Source organism: Pontibacter sp. YIM B11418, assembly GCF_059278805.1.
This window is the reverse complement of sequence record NZ_JCAEMH010000002.1, coordinates 321,878-337,748: the sequence shown is the minus strand read 5'-3', so window position 1 is coordinate 337,748 and position 15,871 is coordinate 321,878. Positions and strand designations below refer to the sequence as shown.

Annotated in this window: 17 protein-coding genes; all 17 read right to left on the bottom strand. The window is 50.6% G+C overall.

Going from position 1 to position 15,871, the window contains the following annotated elements; translation table 11 throughout:
- Window positions 1-83: 83 nt before the first annotated feature.
- The 17 genes from AC4QZR_RS05845 to AC4QZR_RS05765 all read right to left on the bottom strand — a co-directional run bounded on the left by AC4QZR_RS05845 (window position 84) and on the right by AC4QZR_RS05765 (window position 15,784).
- Window positions 84-1,514 (bottom strand): dicarboxylate/amino acid:cation symporter, encoded by a 1,431-nt coding sequence (locus AC4QZR_RS05845; protein WP_494480059.1) that lies wholly within the window; start codon window positions 1,512-1,514, stop codon window positions 84-86.
- Between the two features lie 30 nt (window positions 1,515-1,544).
- A complete protein-coding gene (locus AC4QZR_RS05840) occupies window positions 1,545-2,204 on the bottom strand; it encodes a DedA family protein (RefSeq protein ID WP_494480058.1) in 660 nt (219 codons plus the stop codon).
- Window positions 2,205-2,237: 33 nt separating this feature from the next.
- Entirely contained in the window at window positions 2,238-2,450 is a 213-nt protein-coding gene (locus AC4QZR_RS05835; RefSeq protein ID WP_494480057.1) for a Sec-independent protein translocase subunit TatA/TatB, read from the bottom strand.
- A 250-nt stretch (window positions 2,451-2,700) separates the two neighbouring features.
- Window positions 2,701-3,042, bottom strand: coding sequence for a hypothetical protein (locus AC4QZR_RS05830; RefSeq protein ID WP_494480056.1), 342 nt, complete (start codon window positions 3,040-3,042; stop codon window positions 2,701-2,703).
- A 235-nt stretch (window positions 3,043-3,277) separates the two neighbouring features.
- Window positions 3,278-4,006 (bottom strand): VIT1/CCC1 transporter family protein, encoded by a 729-nt coding sequence (locus AC4QZR_RS05825; protein ID WP_494480055.1) that lies wholly within the window; start codon window positions 4,004-4,006, stop codon window positions 3,278-3,280.
- A gap of 682 nt (window positions 4,007-4,688) precedes the next feature.
- On the bottom strand, window positions 4,689-5,633 hold the full coding sequence (locus AC4QZR_RS05820) for a sterol desaturase family protein (protein WP_494480054.1): 945 nt from the start codon (window positions 5,631-5,633) through the stop codon (window positions 4,689-4,691).
- A gap of 109 nt (window positions 5,634-5,742) precedes the next feature.
- Entirely contained in the window at window positions 5,743-6,372 is a 630-nt protein-coding gene (locus AC4QZR_RS05815) for a TlpA family protein disulfide reductase (RefSeq protein WP_494480053.1), read from the bottom strand.
- 249 nt (window positions 6,373-6,621) lie between these two features.
- Window positions 6,622-6,984, bottom strand: coding sequence for a hypothetical protein (locus AC4QZR_RS05810; RefSeq protein WP_494480052.1), 363 nt, complete (start codon window positions 6,982-6,984; stop codon window positions 6,622-6,624).
- A gap of 55 nt (window positions 6,985-7,039) precedes the next feature.
- Entirely contained in the window at window positions 7,040-8,302 is a 1,263-nt protein-coding gene (locus tag AC4QZR_RS05805) for an MFS transporter (RefSeq protein ID WP_494480051.1), read from the bottom strand.
- 87 nt (window positions 8,303-8,389) lie between these two features.
- Window positions 8,390-8,803, bottom strand: coding sequence for a DUF6691 family protein (locus AC4QZR_RS05800; protein WP_494480050.1), 414 nt, complete (start codon window positions 8,801-8,803; stop codon window positions 8,390-8,392).
- A gap of 26 nt (window positions 8,804-8,829) precedes the next feature.
- Entirely contained in the window at window positions 8,830-9,387 is a 558-nt protein-coding gene (locus AC4QZR_RS05795) for a YeeE/YedE family protein (RefSeq protein WP_494480049.1), read from the bottom strand.
- Window positions 9,388-9,484: 97 nt separating this feature from the next.
- Window positions 9,485-9,814: a rhodanese-like domain-containing protein gene (locus AC4QZR_RS05790; RefSeq protein ID WP_494480048.1), complete on the bottom strand. Its 330-nt coding sequence runs from the start codon at window positions 9,812-9,814 to the stop codon at window positions 9,485-9,487.
- A 159-nt stretch (window positions 9,815-9,973) separates the two neighbouring features.
- Window positions 9,974-11,386: an MBL fold metallo-hydrolase gene (locus tag AC4QZR_RS05785; protein ID WP_494480047.1), complete on the bottom strand. Its 1,413-nt coding sequence runs from the start codon at window positions 11,384-11,386 to the stop codon at window positions 9,974-9,976.
- A gap of 122 nt (window positions 11,387-11,508) precedes the next feature.
- Entirely contained in the window at window positions 11,509-12,366 is an 858-nt protein-coding gene (locus tag AC4QZR_RS05780) for a sulfite exporter TauE/SafE family protein (protein WP_494480046.1), read from the bottom strand.
- A gap of 131 nt (window positions 12,367-12,497) precedes the next feature.
- Complete coding sequence (locus tag AC4QZR_RS05775) at window positions 12,498-13,145, bottom strand: Crp/Fnr family transcriptional regulator (RefSeq protein WP_253404247.1); 648 nt, start codon at window positions 13,143-13,145, stop codon at window positions 12,498-12,500.
- A 334-nt stretch (window positions 13,146-13,479) separates the two neighbouring features.
- A complete protein-coding gene (locus AC4QZR_RS05770; RefSeq protein WP_494480045.1) occupies window positions 13,480-14,817 on the bottom strand; it encodes an MBL fold metallo-hydrolase in 1,338 nt (445 codons plus the stop codon).
- Window positions 14,818-14,941: 124 nt separating this feature from the next.
- A complete protein-coding gene (locus tag AC4QZR_RS05765) occupies window positions 14,942-15,784 on the bottom strand; it encodes a universal stress protein (RefSeq protein ID WP_494480044.1) in 843 nt (280 codons plus the stop codon).
- Window positions 15,785-15,871: the final 87 nt, after the last annotated feature.

The window sequence follows — 15,871 nt, the reverse complement described above, 5'->3', positions numbered from 1 at the left end:
AAAAAGTTGAAGCGACGCGATCCGATCGGTTTTTATACTAATAGGACTGCTTCGCTTCAACAAAAATGGCTTAGCAATTGGGGTTAAGCGGAAACAGGTTTTTCTTCTTGTTCTACCTGCAGTTCCGGGTTCGTCGTTTCTACCAGGCCTACTTCCGGCTCCGGATTAAACTCACCTTCCCAACGCGCCACGACGGCGGTGGCCAGGCAGTTACCGGTCACGTTGATGGAAGTGCGGGCCATGTCCATGAGCTCGTCTATACCCAGGATGGCAAACAGCGGCCACACCGGCAGGTTGAACGAAGCCACGGTGCCCAGCAGGATCACAAGCGAGGCACGCGGCACACCGGCCACACCTTTGGAGGTTAACATCAGCGTAAACACCATCAGCAACTGCTGCTCCCAGCTCAGGTCGATGCCTGCGGCCTGCGCCACAAACACAGCGGCCAGCGCCAGGTATAGCGTCGTGCCATCCAGGTTAAAGCTGTAGCCAGTCGGCATCACAAAAGCCACGATACGGCGCGGCACGCCCAGTTTCTCCATCTCTTCCATGGCACGTGGCAGGGCTGCTTCCGAACTGGTGGTGGCAAAGGCAATGGAAACCGGACCGGAAATGGCTTTCAGGAAACGCACGATAGGAACGCGGGCGATGAGCGCAATCGGCAGGAGCACCAGCAACAGGAAGGCCAGCAGCGCCACGTAGAGAGTAGCCAGCAACTGGAACAGGTTCACCAGAATACCAAAGCCCATGTGCCCCACGGTATAGGCAATAGCGGCACCCACACCCACCGGGGCGAAGTACATGATGATGTTCGTGAACTTGAACATGGTCTCAGAAAGGCTCTCGCAGAAATCGATCATCGGCTTGCGCTTCTTCTCCGTCACCATGGCCAGACCAATGGCAAAGATCACGCTGAACACCACGATCTGCAGTACTTGTCCTTCAGCTACTGACTTGGCAATGTTTTCAGGAAAAATATGCAGGATGATATCTTGCCAGGTTTGTTTGGCTGGCGCCACAATCTCCTCGGTCTCGGCAATACCGGTCATATCAATGCCTTCGCCGGCTTTGCTGATGTTGATGGCAGCCAGGCCGATAAAGAGGGCAATCGTAGTCACCACCTCAAAATAGAGGAGCGCCTTCCAGCCCATGCTGCCAATCTGCTTGAGGTTGGCATGTCCGGCTATACCTACCACCAGCGTGGCGAAAATGAGCGGCGCTATGATGGTTTTGATCAGTTTCAGGAACACTTTGCTGAGCACGTTCAGGCTCTGTCCAACATCTGGGAAATCGTAGCCGATCTGGGCGCCGATTACCATACTGATCAGAATCCAGGTGGTGAGGGAGCGTTTTTGGATTCCGTAGAGTATCAGCACACCGGTGCCGGCCCAACGGATGGCGGTGAGAACCTGGGTAGGCAGGGCAATAACTTCATACTGCTGCAACACCGTCAGTAGGGCGGCAATGCTGATGCAGATCAGGGTAAAGAGTGGCAGTATGGCCTTCTTGTTCATAAATTTATTTGTCTAAAGCTTTGATTTTTATTAACTCTGCGCAGTTTTTCTCTTTGACAGCCAGCCTTTGATGGCGGCGATGATAGGAGGGGTAATGGAAAGGATGATGATGGCCAGGATAAGCAGGGAGAAATGGCGTTTCACGGCCGGCAGGTTACCAAACAGGTAGCCGATCATCATAAAGAATACCACCCACACCAGGGCTCCGATCACGTTGAAGCTGAAGAAGCGCTTGTAATTCATCTTGGCTATACCTGCCACAAAAGGAGCGAAGGTGCGGACGATGGGCACAAAACGCGCATAGATGATGGTGAGTCCACCATATTTTTCATAAAATTTCTGCGTCTGGTCGATGTGGGAGCGGCGCATAAACCAGAAGTCGCGCAGGTAAATGTGGCTTCCGATCTTACTCCCTACGTAGTAGTTGAACGAGTCGCCCATGATGGCGGCCACAACCAGCAATACCATCAGCAGCACCAGATTAAGTCCCGATGCAGGTATGGCAGCCAGCGCGCCGAGCGCAAAAAGCAGTGAGTCGCCAGGCAGGAAAGGCGTAACAACCAGGCCCGTCTCACAGAACACGATCACAAACAAAATGAAATAAATCCACTGCTCGTACTCCTGCACCAGTTCAACCAGATGCCTGTCAATGTGGAGAACAAAGTCTACTAAATAATAAATAAAATCCATCGGTATTTATGCTATGTGTGCCGGGCTTGGCTGCTATTTCTTCTCGTCGGTGTTTTGTACTGATTTGTAGATCTCGCTTTTAATCTCGTTAGTAGCGTCCTTAAACTCGCGTATACCGCGGCCCAGGCCGCGCGCCAGTTCGGGTATGCGTTTGGCGCCAAAAAGTAGTAGGAAGGCGAAAATGATAAGGACCACTTCAGAGCCCCCCAAGCCACCTATAAAGGCGAAAATTCCGATGCTGTTCATATTGAGATAAGGTAAATTCTGTATAAGTAATAAGATTTAAAGGTCCCGCTTTAAGTGCAGCCAGAGGTTTGTAGCTAGATGTCAAAGGAAGCGGGCTACAAAGCCACCCTGCAAATGCTCGAGGCTAAATGAGTAAGCGGGGGAGGATGAAGCAGAGTTTACAACAATCCACGCTATACCTGCAGGTACGAGGCGGAGCAGACAGCTGCGCTGGAGCAGGATCTAGCTGTAAAAAATGTATGTCAACATACTAGGGAGCTTGCGGCTGACTGGAGGTATAATAAAACTGGCAAAAAAAGTTATCGCCTGGCGCCCTTGCCGAGTAGGGTGGAATCGCCTGTAGGCTGGAAAACCTGATGTGAAATGATTTTGTATCCGGTGCAGAAGGCTGCAGGCTGAGCGTCAGTAGGGAGGTTGTTCCTTCCTGGGCCAGGTATAACTTACCGGATTGCAGGCCTGTAAGGGTGTTGTCTCTGCCTGCCGGGTCAGCTTGTGTTATACTGGCAGTGCTGCTCTGCGCTACTTGTGTTGTACCATGGGCATAGGTTACTGCGCTATGGAACAGAACAGCCCAAAGCAGAGCGAGCGACATGATCAAATGCCTCAGTAGGCGGTATTTAGGCAGATTCTGGGCCATAAGCCATCGCAAATATAATACAAATTGCAAGTAAGTGAGTGATCTGTGAATTAAATTTACAGACTGCTGAAAAACCGTATTTGTGCGCTTTGTCAGATCCAGGCATTTCAACTGGACCGTGTGGCAAAAAAGTGCTACCGGCAAGGCCGCAAGTGGTTAAAGCAGCATTTCATACCTGGCTGGGCGGGGCTTACAGAAACACCTGTTCCAGCACGTCGCCCACAAAATAAGCCAGCGAAGCCGCCAGGCCACCCAGCAGAAGCGTCTCCGCTATACCTGCCAGCATGTTGCGCTCTGTTACCATACTTTTCAGGGCTCCTACTATTGTAAGGGCAATGCCGGTGAGGACGCTGGAGTAAAGGAATAGTTCTTCGCCGGCTATACCTGAATCCAGGCCGGCAAAGATGTAGGCCAGCAAAGGAATGGCCCCGACTATGACAAAGCTGATAAAAGTGACCGAAGCTGTTTTGACCGGCGTCTTGTCGTCCTTGGTCATCTCCAGTTCCTCTTTCATCATGGTATCCACCCACACGTGCTTGTCCGCTGTGATCACCTCGACTACCTGGTTCAACAGCTCGCCTTTAAAACCTTTGGCCTCGTAAATCTCCCGAATTTCGTCCTTCTCCGTTGCGCTCAGGTGCTCGACCTCCCAGTACTCGCGGGCTTTGTGCCGGTCAAAATTATCGCGGGAAACCTTCGTAGAGAAGTAGTTGCCGACCGACATAGAGAAGCCGTCGGCAATCAGGTTGGCGAGCCCCAGGATGATTACCACCGATATGCCCAGGCTGGCGCCCTCCGCTCCCGCCACTACGGCAAACGTCGTGATAGCCCCATCAACGCCGCCATACACGAACTCGGAAATATATTCTTTCTTGAAGAAAAGAATTTTGTCTTGTGACTGTAATTCATGGTGTTGCATGGCGCGGAGCGTTAAGGTATTATGCTCAAGTTACAGGAAAAAAAGAATAATTCGGAAAACTGAGAGTTGAAGAGTTTGGGAAATGAAGAGTAGCGTCGTTACTAGGTAACCTCGTGCCGGTAAAAGGCGACAGGAGCAGGTAACTATAGTGGTTGTTTGCAGACGCAGGTTATGGCCTATCGGAATTGTGCAGGCGTATTTGTTTGTCTGGATCAGGATTTTCAGGATGCTCGTGCATGATTGTCATCTTCCTAGCCCCTTCGATGGGGACTTTTTGGTATTTCTGATTCTCAGGTATAGACTTTTATAGCTTCAGCAGCTCTCATGACGTACCGGGGCCAACCACCCCTAACATATTCTTATCCTTATAGAGGGCCCCTACCCCCAGGCGGGGAATCTGTCGCTGCTAATTCTCTAGGTATACGCCTTGTGGCTACAGTTTCATGTGCACGATTTTTTGCCTACTGGGGATAGGGGCCCTCGATTTTTTCATCAGGGAAAAAAGTAGGGCCTGCCCGGCGAGGGCAAGCAATGAAACAGCTTGGGAAGCTATACCTGCAAAGCATTAGCTACAGAGCAAAGTAAGCTATACCTATCCCAGTGGCCCCACCATAGCAGTTACGAGCGTGGACGCTTGCGCCATAAGCAACTACTTCTCTGGCCATAAGCAGCGTTACCAATTCTAAACCAGTGTGCTTTCCTCTGCAGCAGGTATAGACTGCTTTGCTTTCATAGGCTTCACTTCCTCTTCAGGTATAGCCGAACGCTCCTTAAAAGGATAAAACTGCTGCTCCAGAAAAGACTTCGGATAAGCCTCCACTTCTTCGAAACCAAGTTCGATGTCGCGCCCATCTTCCGGCATATAAGCCGTGCCAAACAGGTAATCCCACACGCTCAGGCTGATGCCATAATTGGCACCGTAGCGATGAGGCAGAACCTTAGCGTGGTGCCAGATGTGCATTTGCGGGTTGTTGAATAAATAGCGGAGCGGACCCAGGGGGATGTGCAGGTTGGAGTGGTTAAAATGGCCTATGGCGGTCGCGAAGATGTGCATCAGAAAGAAATCCTGAATGCCGAAACCGATCATGGCCAGCGGAATGTACTCGATGGTGCGGTAGACCACTGTTTCGCCCCAGTGGAAGCGCAGGTGCGCCGCAAAGCCCATTTGTTGCACCGAGTGGTGCACCTTGTGGAAGCGCCATAGCAAATCAGAATGGTGGAGGAGACGGTGTACGTTCCACTGAATAAAGTCGCGCAGTACAAAGAGCGTGAGCAGTTGCGCCCACACGGGCCACGACTGTATCTCGAAAGCCACTAAATTCTGAATGCCGAACAGGGCCAGGAAATCGTTGAAGGCCTCTACACCGATGTTGGAAATGGCATTGAAACCAACCAGCGAGAAGAGAAAAAAATTGAAGAACATGTAAAAGCCGTCGAGCCAGAAATCCTGCCGGATCAGTGGCTGTCCTTTCCGCCAGGGCACCACGATCTCAAGCAGCCAGAATAACAGCGAGAGCCCCAGTAGCCAATAGAAATAGTTGCCCCAGCCCGGGTGCAGTAATTCACGCCACAGGTAGTTGCCGTAGTCTGAAAAAGAGGTCGTGAAGATGTGCCAGTATTTTTCCATGCCGCGCTACTGTCAATGTTTTTTAAAGCTAAATCGTTCCAAACAGTTTGCTGAGGTAAGTATAAAAAAATAGTCGGCTTTATGTTTCAGCCGACTATTTTTGATAAGCTTATTTTGCCAGTCCCTCCAGGAACTCGCGCACTTCTTTGGTGTCGTACTCAGCCATACCTTCCTGCTTGGCCACGATCTTACCCTCCGGAGAAATAATGAACGTGGTAGGTATAGCATTGCTGTAAAACTCCTGTGGGAATTGGCTGGCCGGGATGTATACCGGGAAAGTATATTTTTTCTTGTCGATGAATTTCTTCACCTTCTCCATACCGCCTTCATCCACCGATAGCATCACGAACGCCACTTTGTTAGGGTCCATTTTTTTGTACAAACTGTGGATGTTCGGCATCTCGGCAATACAAGGTGGGCACCATGTCGCCCAAATGTTGAGGAATACTACTTTGCCTTTCAGACTTTCGAACGATACGGTTTTGCCGTTCATGTCCACCATTTTGAATCCGGCACCGGCCATGGGCGCACTGGAAGTTTCGAGGGTCGTTGTTTTGGATGTGGTGGCGACGTCCTCTATGTTCGGTACATCCGCATTCTTTATACCTGTTGCGAGCAATATGCGCTGTACCTGCCCGATGGCCTCGGTGTGCAGACCCGTCAGGTATAGGATGCCGAAAATACCGAGTGTTATTGCCCAGCCAGGTATATTTTTGATTGAAAATTTATTCTTGTTCATGCTATTATATTTTGAAGAGTTGGTCTTGCCAAATCAGTAAAAATCAATTTTGGTATATCAGTCTTATACTTTATCCTTCCAGGCTTAGAGCCGGATAGGTATATATCCATGCCATCTGTAGCTCTGTTTGCACAGAGTTGCACTTACATCTTCCATAAGTGTGTTGGTGTGGATGCTAAACTGACTGAGCTTATCATTTCAGGCTAAAGACTGTAAATTATGCAAATCCAGTTTAGTGCATGCGTAATCTTAAGATAATCGCGGCGGATCGGGGTCAGCGCCTAAATGCGGCGAGAGGTAACGGAGCTGAGCAGGCGTAGCGGACTGCTTCCCGGTAGCAGAATGGAAGAGTAAGTCAGACAGAGCAGCATCCACCACAGCGTAGAGTTGTGGACCGCAGTCAACCAGGACGGTGGCGGGAGTGTTTCGCTCCGAGTGCGTCTGATGTTTCAGGCATTTTCTGGCGCAGGGGCGCTTCAGTTTTTTATGGTCGGTTGCTGCATTCAATTCACTCTTTAAAACACAGTCAAGCCCACTCACCGGCTTTTGGGAAGTAGCCTGGGTGAAAAGGAGTAACAGAGTACCTAAAAGAAGGAGCAGCGTTTGCTTCATGGTTTTAGTGGAGGCAGCAGGTATAGCCAGCCGGTAATCACGTAAATTTACAATACTAAGTCCGGATTGCCAAGTTCGACGCACATTCCGGGCTATGCCACAAGAGCTTTTTAGTGCAGCACATGCGTATTTCGGAAAGTACACCGGCGCCTACGGTCAGGATGGCTGTGCCCAACAGTACAAATTCCACGCCAAAAAGATCGCTGAAAACACCGGCCACCACGGCGCCTGCCACATAGCCGAAGTCGCGCCAGAAACGGAAGGTGCCCAGGCTCTGCGGCCGCTGCTCCGGGTGCGTGTTTTCGGCTACTACCGACAGAAAATTAGGATATACCAACGCTGTGCCGGCCCCCAAAAGTACCAGTGCCACGATCACGACCGCATAGGCCTGACTGAAGAAGAGCACACCAATGGCTATACCTTGTAGTAGCATTCCCAGGCTCAGCAGTTGTTTTTTGCAAAGTACATCACCGAGTTTGCCTGTCACCAACTGCCCGATGCCCCACACCGCCGGGTAGATGCCTGCCAGTAAACCGACCTGCTGCAAGGTATAGCCTTTTGACATCAATAACACGGGCAGCAAACCCCATAGGATGCCGTCATTCATGTTGTTCACAAAGCCACTCAGCGTGACAGAGCCCAGGTTGGCATGCCGCCAGGTCGTGTCTTTCCAGACGCTACGCAGAAGAGGTATGCTTGTCTGTGCCGTTTCCGTTTTGACGTGGGCATGGGTATCGCGTACGAAGAACCTTGTCTGGAGTAGGCCTATGATGGAGAAAGCTATACCTGGAAAAAAGGCGTAGGTCACTTCTCCTGTTGTGGAAGCGATGTAACCGGCCAGGAACGCCACCAGACCGACAGCCAGGTAACCGGCAAATTCGTTGATGCCCATGGCCAGTCCGCGGTTCTTTTCGCCTACTAAGTCTATCTTCATAACCACGGTTGCAGACCAGGCCAGTCCCTGATTTATACCTAGCAGCAGGTTCGCAAAGATCACCCACCACCAGTTGGTGGCATACAGCAGGAGCCAGGGTACCGGCAAGGCGAAGAGCCAGCCAATTAAGAGCAGTTGCTTGCGGGTGAAGCGGAGCGTGAGCCGGCCCATCATCATGTTGGCAAATGATTTGGCCAAACCAAATGCCACGATAAATGACAAGAGCGCCGTGTGTCCGCTGATACCGAAAACTGTTTCGGCAAATTCCGGAATCACAGAGCGCTCCAGCCCAATCATGGCGCCGACAAAGCCGTTGATCAGCACCAGTAGCCAGAACTGCTGCGCATTCTCTCTTAAGCCTAGTTTTGTATCAGTTGTCGACATGGTCCTCTAGTTTTGTGGTATGCTTGAAAACCACCGCTTGTGGCAGATGGCTTTCAGCACGTACTCAACAATTAGCCAATTTCTTACTTAATGTGGTAATCTGTCTTTGAGGGCTCCGTACAGGTATGTGCCTGACAGCGCTCCGGCTATTGCAATGAAGATTGCCCAATAGCTGTAGCCTATGTTCACGAACATCGGTCCCGGGCAGGAGCCTGTAAGTGCCCAACCCAAACCGAAAATGGTACCGCCGACGATGTAACGCGGAATCGATTTTTCCTTCGGTGTGAACACAATGGGGTTGCCCTGGTAATCACGCAGTTTAAACTTCTTGATCAGGAAAGTAGCCAGCGTACCCAGCACCACTGCCGTACCAATGATACCATACATGTGGAAGTCCTGGAAACGGAACATCTCCTGAATGCGAAACCACGAAATAGCCTCCGACTTACTCATCACGATGCCGAACAAAATGCCGGCTATTATAAATTTTATACCTTTCACGATTTATACATTAAATAAGTGAGGACTTAGAAAATTAGAGGCATCAACACAAAAGTGGTGATCAAGCCACCGATGAAGAAGCCGATCACGGCGATCAGGGAGGGTAGCTGCAAGTTGGAAATACCACTGATGGCGTGTCCTGACGTACAGCCGCCTGCATAACGAGCACCAAAGCCGATGGCAAAGCCGCCCAGCAGCAGAATCAGAAATCCTTTGAGGCTGAAAGCTGCGCTCAGACTGAAAATTTCCTCAGGCTGCATACCGTCAGGAGATGAAATACCCAGTTGCTGCAGATCCTGAATCGTGGCCTGTGATATCTGAACGGCTTCCCCGTTCGAGAGAAACTCTGCCGAGATGAAACCACCGATGATGGCGCCTACCAGGAACAGCAGGTTCCAGGTCTGGGTACGCCAGTCAAAATCAAAAAACTTAACCGTTTTGCCGGCCCCGCAGGCCGAACAAATAGTGCGCAGGTTGGAAGAGAAACCAAACGACTTCCCGAAAAACAACAGCAGCACCATAATAAAAGCAATGACGATACCGGAGGTATACCAGGGCCATGGTTGTCTTAAAAGCTCTAACATTTTTTTTTAAAAATTTAATTACTGTTTAGGGTTTAGGAGAGAAGAGCAGGGAAGGAGCGAGGTCGCTTGCCCCTTCCGTATCTGCTCCGTTTTTTGGTTAGTTGTTTGGCCAGGCGCCTATACCTCCCGCGAGGTTGTAGCACTTGAAGCCCTGTGCGCTCAACAGGTCGCAGGCGGAACCGCTGCGGTTGCCACTGCGGCAGAACACGAAGTATTCTTTGTCTTTGTCGAGCGAGCTGAGCGCATTCTGAAATTGCCCTGAGGTCACGTCCAGGTTCCTGGCGCCCTTTATGGTGCCGGAGGCAAACTCACCGGCTGTTCTTACATCCAGCAGCTCCGCTTTAGGCGCGTTCTGGAATTTTGTTTTGAATGCTTTTCCGTCCAGATCTTCGTAATTCTTAGGAGCGGATTTGAAGATATTGAACATGGCTTTTTAGATCTTGTTGTTTGTGATTTGAAATTAACAATACAAAGGTACAGGTATAGCAAGCGGGGTTCAGTGACTTTGGTCACGCAACCTGGATTTAAAAAAAGTGGGGCCAGTCTCAGACCGGCCCCGCTTTCCTTATCAAAACACTAAACCATTTTACTTCAGTGTGGACGGACAAACGTAGGCTGTTCTGGGTACGTCTGTATCGGCTATGGCTTTAAAGCCGCCTTCCACGTTGATGACGTTGTCAAAGCCTCTCGCCTTCAGGATCGACGCCGCGATCATGGAACGATATCCACCGGCGCAATGGATGTACAGGTCTTCCTCTTTCGTCAGTTCGGCCAGTTGATCGTTCAGGTAATCGAGCGGGGCGTGCTGGGCTGTCTCCACGTGCTCGGCCTGGTACTCGCCGGGCTTGCGCACATCTACTACTTTTATGCTGTTGTCTTTGGCATAATCAGCCGCAAAAGTCGCTGTTGAGATCGACCTGATGGTATCCACTTCCTTGCCAGCCATCTGCCAGGCTTCAAAACCGCCCTGCAGGTAGCCAAGTGTATTGTCGTAGCCGACACGGGCCAGTCGGGTCACCACTTCTTCTTCACGGCCTTCGTCGGCAATGAACAGGATCGGCTGCTGTACATCCGGAATCAGAGCGCCTACCCAGGGAGCAAAGTTGCCGTCGATGCCGATGTTGATGGCGTTCGGGATAAATCCGGCAGCAAAAGTCTCGGGTTTGCGGGTGTCCAGCACCAGGGCGGCTGTTTCGTTCACGGCGGCTTCAAATGCCTCCGGCGACAATGCCTGCTGGCCTTGGGAGAGCACGTCGGCGATGTTGGCGTAGCCTTCCCTGTTCATCTTCACGTTCATCGGGAAGTAGCCGGGAGGAGGTAGTAAACCATCGGTTACCTCTTTTACAAATTCTTCTTTCGTCATGTCGGCGCGCAGCGCGTAGTTCACCTTTTTCTGATTGCCGAGCAGGTCGGTGGTTTCCTTGCTCATGTTTTTGCCACAGGCAGAACCGGCGCCATGCGCAGGGTATACGATCACGTCATCCGGCAAAGTCATGATCTTGTTGCGCAGCGAGTCGTAGAGGTGCGCGGCCAGCTGTTCTTCTGTCAGGTCAGATTTTACCGCCAGGTCAGGACGGCCAACGTCGCCGATAAACAGCGTGTCGCCAGAGAAGATCGCTGTTTCCTTGCCGTTCTCGTCGAGCAGCAGGTAGGTGGTCGACTCCATGGTATGACCCGGTGTGTGCAGCACCTTGATGGTCACGTTACCAAGTTTTAGCTCTTCGCCATCGGCAGCAATGTGCGCCTCAAAAGTAGGCTGCGCATTCGGTCCGAAAACGATCTGGGCGCCAGTGGCTTTGGCCAGGTCCACGTGACCCGAAACAAAGTCGGCATGGAAGTGCGTTTCCAGTACATATTTAATTTTGGCGTTGGCCTTTTTAGCCTTTTCAAGGTATGAGCTGATCTCACGTAGCGGGTCAATAATGGCCACTTCACCATTGCTTTCGATGTAGTAGGCGCCTTGTGCCAGGCAACCGGTATAGATCTGTTCTACTTTCATGGGTATAGGAGTTTAGGTCTTTTAATTTTTGATTGATGCTGTCACCTGCTTAACTGGTGACGATACAAATATCAGCATATAATCTGCGCGACACAGTGACATTGGTCACGCAAGCGTTTTTTTTAGAAGAAAAGCTCTTTCCCGATGATATAAACACCCATCATCAGGACGAACCATCCGAAAAATGTTTTGAGTTTGTCGGCTTGTATTTTAGTGGAAAGGGCGGTACCGATGAAGATACCGGCAATGGAGATGGCCGAGAAAATACCCAGGAACATCCAGTCGATCTCGTAATTGAAAATGTCACCGATAAAGCCGAAAAGGGACTTTGCTGCGATGATGAGCAGGGAAGTGCCCACCGCCATTTTCATGTCGAGCTTACTAAATAGCACCAGCGCAGGTATAATCAAAAAGCCACCGCCCGCACCGACTAATCCCGTCAGAGTACCAACTACCAGACCTTCGGCCAGAATGCCGCCGTAGTTGAATTTGGGTTGCGGGTGCACTGTGCCGTTTCCTTCCACATCAATTTCCGTATCGATGTTCTCGTCTACCATGTCCACTGGTTCAGTTGGAGCAGGATTCTTCTTTTTCCTGATCATACTGATCGAGGCGAACACCATCAGGCCGGCGAAAAGCAGCATCAGCATAATGCCTTTGGTCACCAGAAAGTCGCCTACCGAGAATAATTCTTCCGGTATGGCTGGCACCAGGTAGCGGCGCGTCAGGTATACTGCTATGATAGAAGGTATACCAAACACGATAGCTGTCTTCATGCTGACAAGACCATTTTTGTAGAATTTGTAAGAACCCACCAGGCTGGTAAGCCCCACGATAAAGAGCGAGTAGGCTGTGGAGACAACGGGGCTTAGGCCGATCAGGTATACCAGTACCGGCACAGTCAGAATAGAGCCGCCTCCACCAATCAGCCCAAGCGAAAGGCCGATAAGCATGGCCGCCAGATAACCTAGAATTTCCATTGATGTTGTCGTTTGTTTTGTAACATGCTACAAAGGTATAGCGATCCGGACGGACTGGCAGTGACTATTATCACAGAGGGAGGAGTTAAGCGTTTTATTTGTAGGAATAGGTCTAGACCTGACCCTACGAACTAAACCACCTCCAGATCATGTACTTCGATGTAGTTTCTGTGCAGTGCAATGGCACCGGTCTGTTCCAGTTTTTTGAGGAGGCGGGAAATGACTTCACGGGAGCTGTTGAGCTCGAGGGCGATCTGCTGGTGCGAAAGGCGAATCTCTTTTCCGCTCACTTTTACGTGGCGCTTGAGGTAGAATAACAAGCGCTCGTCGAGGCCTTTGAAAGCGATGCTATCGAGGGTTTGCAGCAGCTCTTCGAAGCGCTGGCGGTAGGAAGCGATCACGAAGTTGTGCCAGGTCTTATACTTAGCCAGCCACTGCTCGGAAAGGTGTGAAGGGATCAGGATAACTTCCGCTTCCGTCACGGCTTTGGCCATGATCTGGCTCTGCTCGTCGCGGGCGGTGCACATCATGGACATGGCACAGGCATCCCCCGGTTCGAGGTAGTACATCAGAAATTCATTGCCTTCGTCGTCCTCGCGGTATACCTTAAGCAGCCCGCTCAGAAGCAGCACCGTGGAACGGATGAACTGCCCGGTGCGCATTACCTCTTCACCTTCTTCCACCTGCCGGATGGTGCTGTGCGCCAGAATATCATCAAGGAGCGGCTGTTCGAACTGCGGGAATTTCTTCAGGATATTTTCTTTCTGCGTTATTTCCATGTGGTATGAATTTAATGAAGTAGAATAAGCAAGATAGACATTCCTGCTTTCAAGAGCAGTGCCTTTTATTCCTAAAAACGAGCGCAAATCCTATTCTCATTATGTTAAGAAATTTGTCAGAGATAAAGGGCCTTTACCCCCGGCGGTTAAGCTAAAACAACTGGCGGTGTAGGGGGCCTCTTTACCAGGATACTAACAGGATGACAAAAAGAATAGCATGAAACGACCCGGATCTTGTGTGAGACAAGGGTGTGTGAATGTATACGCAAATAAACAAAAAACCAGTGCAGGAACTAAAAGTCCCCACACTGGTCAAGATCAATTCATATAAAGCCTATTTAAAGTCGTTGACGGCTTCGCTCAGGTCAAGCACTTTGGTGTCAGGCAAATCGGCCTCCACAATGCTGCTACCGGCAGCTGATCGGTATCCTGCTGCACAATGTACTACCACGGGCTTATCGGTCGGAATTTCTTTGACCCGCTCACGCAATTCCGGCAATGGAATGTTGATGGAGTTGGCAAAAAGCTTGCCGCCTCTCACCTCAGAAGCATTGCGCACATCCACGATGGTATAGGCCTCCTGATTCTCTTTGAACGCTTCCACATCCATTAACTTAGATTTCTCTTCGGCGGCTTCGGTTTGCACAAATACACCCTCGATGAGCAGTTCGTATCCGATCTTAGAAGCCTTGCGGATCAGATCGTCCAGTTCATTTTCTGTTTCGGCAACCAGGTAGAAGCGCTCGTCAGGGCCTACAATGCTACCCAGCCACGTTTCGAACTTGCCTCCGTTTTGGATGTTAACCGCGCCTCTCAGGTGTCCTTTTTTGAAGACCTTTTCGCTGCGTGCATCCACAACCACCGTGCCCGCTGATGGCTTGTAGTTATTGTCAAGCCGCTTCACTTTGTCCAGACTTTGCTGGTAGGCAGGAGCGCCTTGTTTGTTCAGTCCCACGTCGTAGCCGAAGTACTTTGGTATAAATGGCTGGTCTGCTGTGAGCACTTTCACGAAAGCTTCTTGGCTCATGTCCTGCAGGGCGTAGTTGCTTATTTTCTCAGCACCGATCGTGCTGCTATTGGCTTCGCTCAGCCCCTTGCCGCAAAGAGAGCCCGCACCGTGTGCCGGGTATACCAGCACCTCATCTGCCAGCTTCATAAGTTTTTCGCGTGTGCTGTGGTACATTTGCCGGGCCAGTTCCTCGCGTTTTGCCGTTACGTTGCCGGCACTCTCACGCAAATCCGGACGGCCTACGTCACCGATGAACAAGGTATCACCCGTGAATACAGCTATGTCCTTGCCCTCATGCTCCAGTACAATGCTGATGCCATCCGGGGAGTGACCCGGCGTGTGCAGCGATTTCAGTTTGATGTCTCCCATCTCCAGTACAGCGCCCTCGTCAAAGGTTTTGTGCGGATATTCGGCACCCACCAGGCTGTGGGTATAAATAGTAGCCCCGGTTTTTTCATGGATCTCGAGGTGCGAACTCACAAAGTCTGCATGTGGGTGTGTCTCAATCACGCCAACGATCTTCGCATTGTTTTTTTCAGCGAAGTCATAGTAGGGCTGTGGATTGCGGGCCGGGTCTACCAATACGACTTCGCCGGTTTTTTCACTTAGGATGGCATAAGCGTAATGTGCCAGGCCTTTGTCTTCGAACTGCTCTATTTTCATGAGTTTTGGTTTTACGTTTTAGCAAAAATGAACGAAACGTTCTTAGTCTGTTGCAAAATTAGGGTATACACGAGCCGCACACAGTGACATAAGTTACATAGCGTTTATCACGAGTAAAATGTTGCTATTTTAAGTGATAGGTGAGGAGCGGGCGGATGCAGTGGTTGACCAGCGTCTCGGCGATACTGCCGTAGAAGACGTTGCTAAAACCTTTGCGGCCGTGTGTGCCGATCAGTACCAGGTCCATGTCTGTTTCGCGGTTAAAGTTGCGTACGCCGGCCGGAACCTTATCATCACTCTTGAAGTGAATCTCATAGTTTTGCAGGTTAAGCTTTGTGGCAAAGCGCTGCATATTCTGTATCGTTGTGTCGAGTTTAAGGTCATCTTCTTTATCGATGATCTGGAGCAGGTGCAGTTGCGCGTTAAACAGTTGCTGCAAAGTCTTGATGGTGTTAACGGACTGTTCAGGTTGTTTTTCGGCAGCGAAGTCGGCCACCCACAGGATGTTCTTGATAGGGGTAATGGAGGCGTCTTGCTGAATGGTGATGACAGGTATATGCGTATAGCGCACCACGTGCTGTGCCTCCGAACCGGAAAGGCGCTCGAACCAGCCGTCTGCTCCCTCTGTGCCCATGATGATCAGGTTAATGCGCTGCTGCTCGGCATACCTGGTCAGGCTGGTCGTCAGGCCGCCGTAAACCACGGCGCTGGTGAAACCGATACTGGTCTGCTTCCTGAGTTCGTCGAATTGGCGGTTGGCCTGTTCTTCCCGGGCTTTCATCTCCGACCTGTCAATACTTTCAGAAGATTCCATCGAGCCAGCCCATTCGGCGGCGTTCACTTGAATGACATGTACCAGGTGGAGATCGACCGGGGTTTTCTCCAGCAGTAAGTTCAGAAATTGTAGCGCTTTGAATGATACCGGTGTGAAATCCATCGGCACCATGATATTGAGTTTCTTTTCCATTGTCTGTCTCTTTGTTAGCTGTTTTATGGTTTATGTATACTAACTATACAAAGGTCATTGCTTTATCGGTAACGTTCGGTGACTTTG

Excerpts from the sequence above, each read along its gene's own strand:
- AC4QZR_RS05830 (WP_494480056.1), bottom strand. The coding sequence starts at position 3,042 with ATGTCGCTCGCTCTGCTTTGGGCTGTTCTGTTCCATAGCGCAGTAACC.
- AC4QZR_RS05770 (WP_494480045.1), bottom strand. The coding sequence starts at position 14,817 with ATGAAAATAGAGCAGTTCGAAGACAAAGGCCTGGCACATTACGCTTAT.
- AC4QZR_RS05825 (WP_494480055.1), bottom strand. The coding sequence starts at position 4,006 with ATGCAACACCATGAATTACAGTCACAAGACAAAATTCTTTTCTTCAAG.
- AC4QZR_RS05805 (WP_494480051.1), bottom strand. The coding sequence starts at position 8,302 with ATGTCGACAACTGATACAAAACTAGGCTTAAGAGAGAATGCGCAGCAG.
- AC4QZR_RS05835 (WP_494480057.1), bottom strand. The coding sequence starts at position 2,450 with ATGAACAGCATCGGAATTTTCGCCTTTATAGGTGGCTTGGGGGGCTCT.
- AC4QZR_RS05810 (WP_494480052.1), bottom strand. The coding sequence starts at position 6,984 with ATGAAGCAAACGCTGCTCCTTCTTTTAGGTACTCTGTTACTCCTTTTC.
- AC4QZR_RS05840 (WP_494480058.1), bottom strand. The coding sequence starts at position 2,204 with ATGGATTTTATTTATTATTTAGTAGACTTTGTTCTCCACATTGACAGG.
- AC4QZR_RS05785 (WP_494480047.1), bottom strand. The coding sequence starts at position 11,386 with ATGAAAGTAGAACAGATCTATACCGGTTGCCTGGCACAAGGCGCCTAC.
- AC4QZR_RS05765 (WP_494480044.1), bottom strand. The coding sequence starts at position 15,784 with ATGGAAAAGAAACTCAATATCATGGTGCCGATGGATTTCACACCGGTA.
- AC4QZR_RS05790 (WP_494480048.1), bottom strand. The coding sequence starts at position 9,814 with ATGTTCAATATCTTCAAATCCGCTCCTAAGAATTACGAAGATCTGGAC.
- AC4QZR_RS05775 (WP_253404247.1), bottom strand. The coding sequence starts at position 13,145 with ATGGAAATAACGCAGAAAGAAAATATCCTGAAGAAATTCCCGCAGTTC.
- AC4QZR_RS05845 (WP_494480059.1), bottom strand. The coding sequence starts at position 1,514 with ATGAACAAGAAGGCCATACTGCCACTCTTTACCCTGATCTGCATCAGC.
- AC4QZR_RS05815 (WP_494480053.1), bottom strand. The coding sequence starts at position 6,372 with ATGAACAAGAATAAATTTTCAATCAAAAATATACCTGGCTGGGCAATA.
- AC4QZR_RS05820 (WP_494480054.1), bottom strand. The coding sequence starts at position 5,633 with ATGGAAAAATACTGGCACATCTTCACGACCTCTTTTTCAGACTACGGC.
- AC4QZR_RS05780 (WP_494480046.1), bottom strand. The coding sequence starts at position 12,366 with ATGGAAATTCTAGGTTATCTGGCGGCCATGCTTATCGGCCTTTCGCTT.
- AC4QZR_RS05795 (WP_494480049.1), bottom strand. The coding sequence starts at position 9,387 with ATGTTAGAGCTTTTAAGACAACCATGGCCCTGGTATACCTCCGGTATC.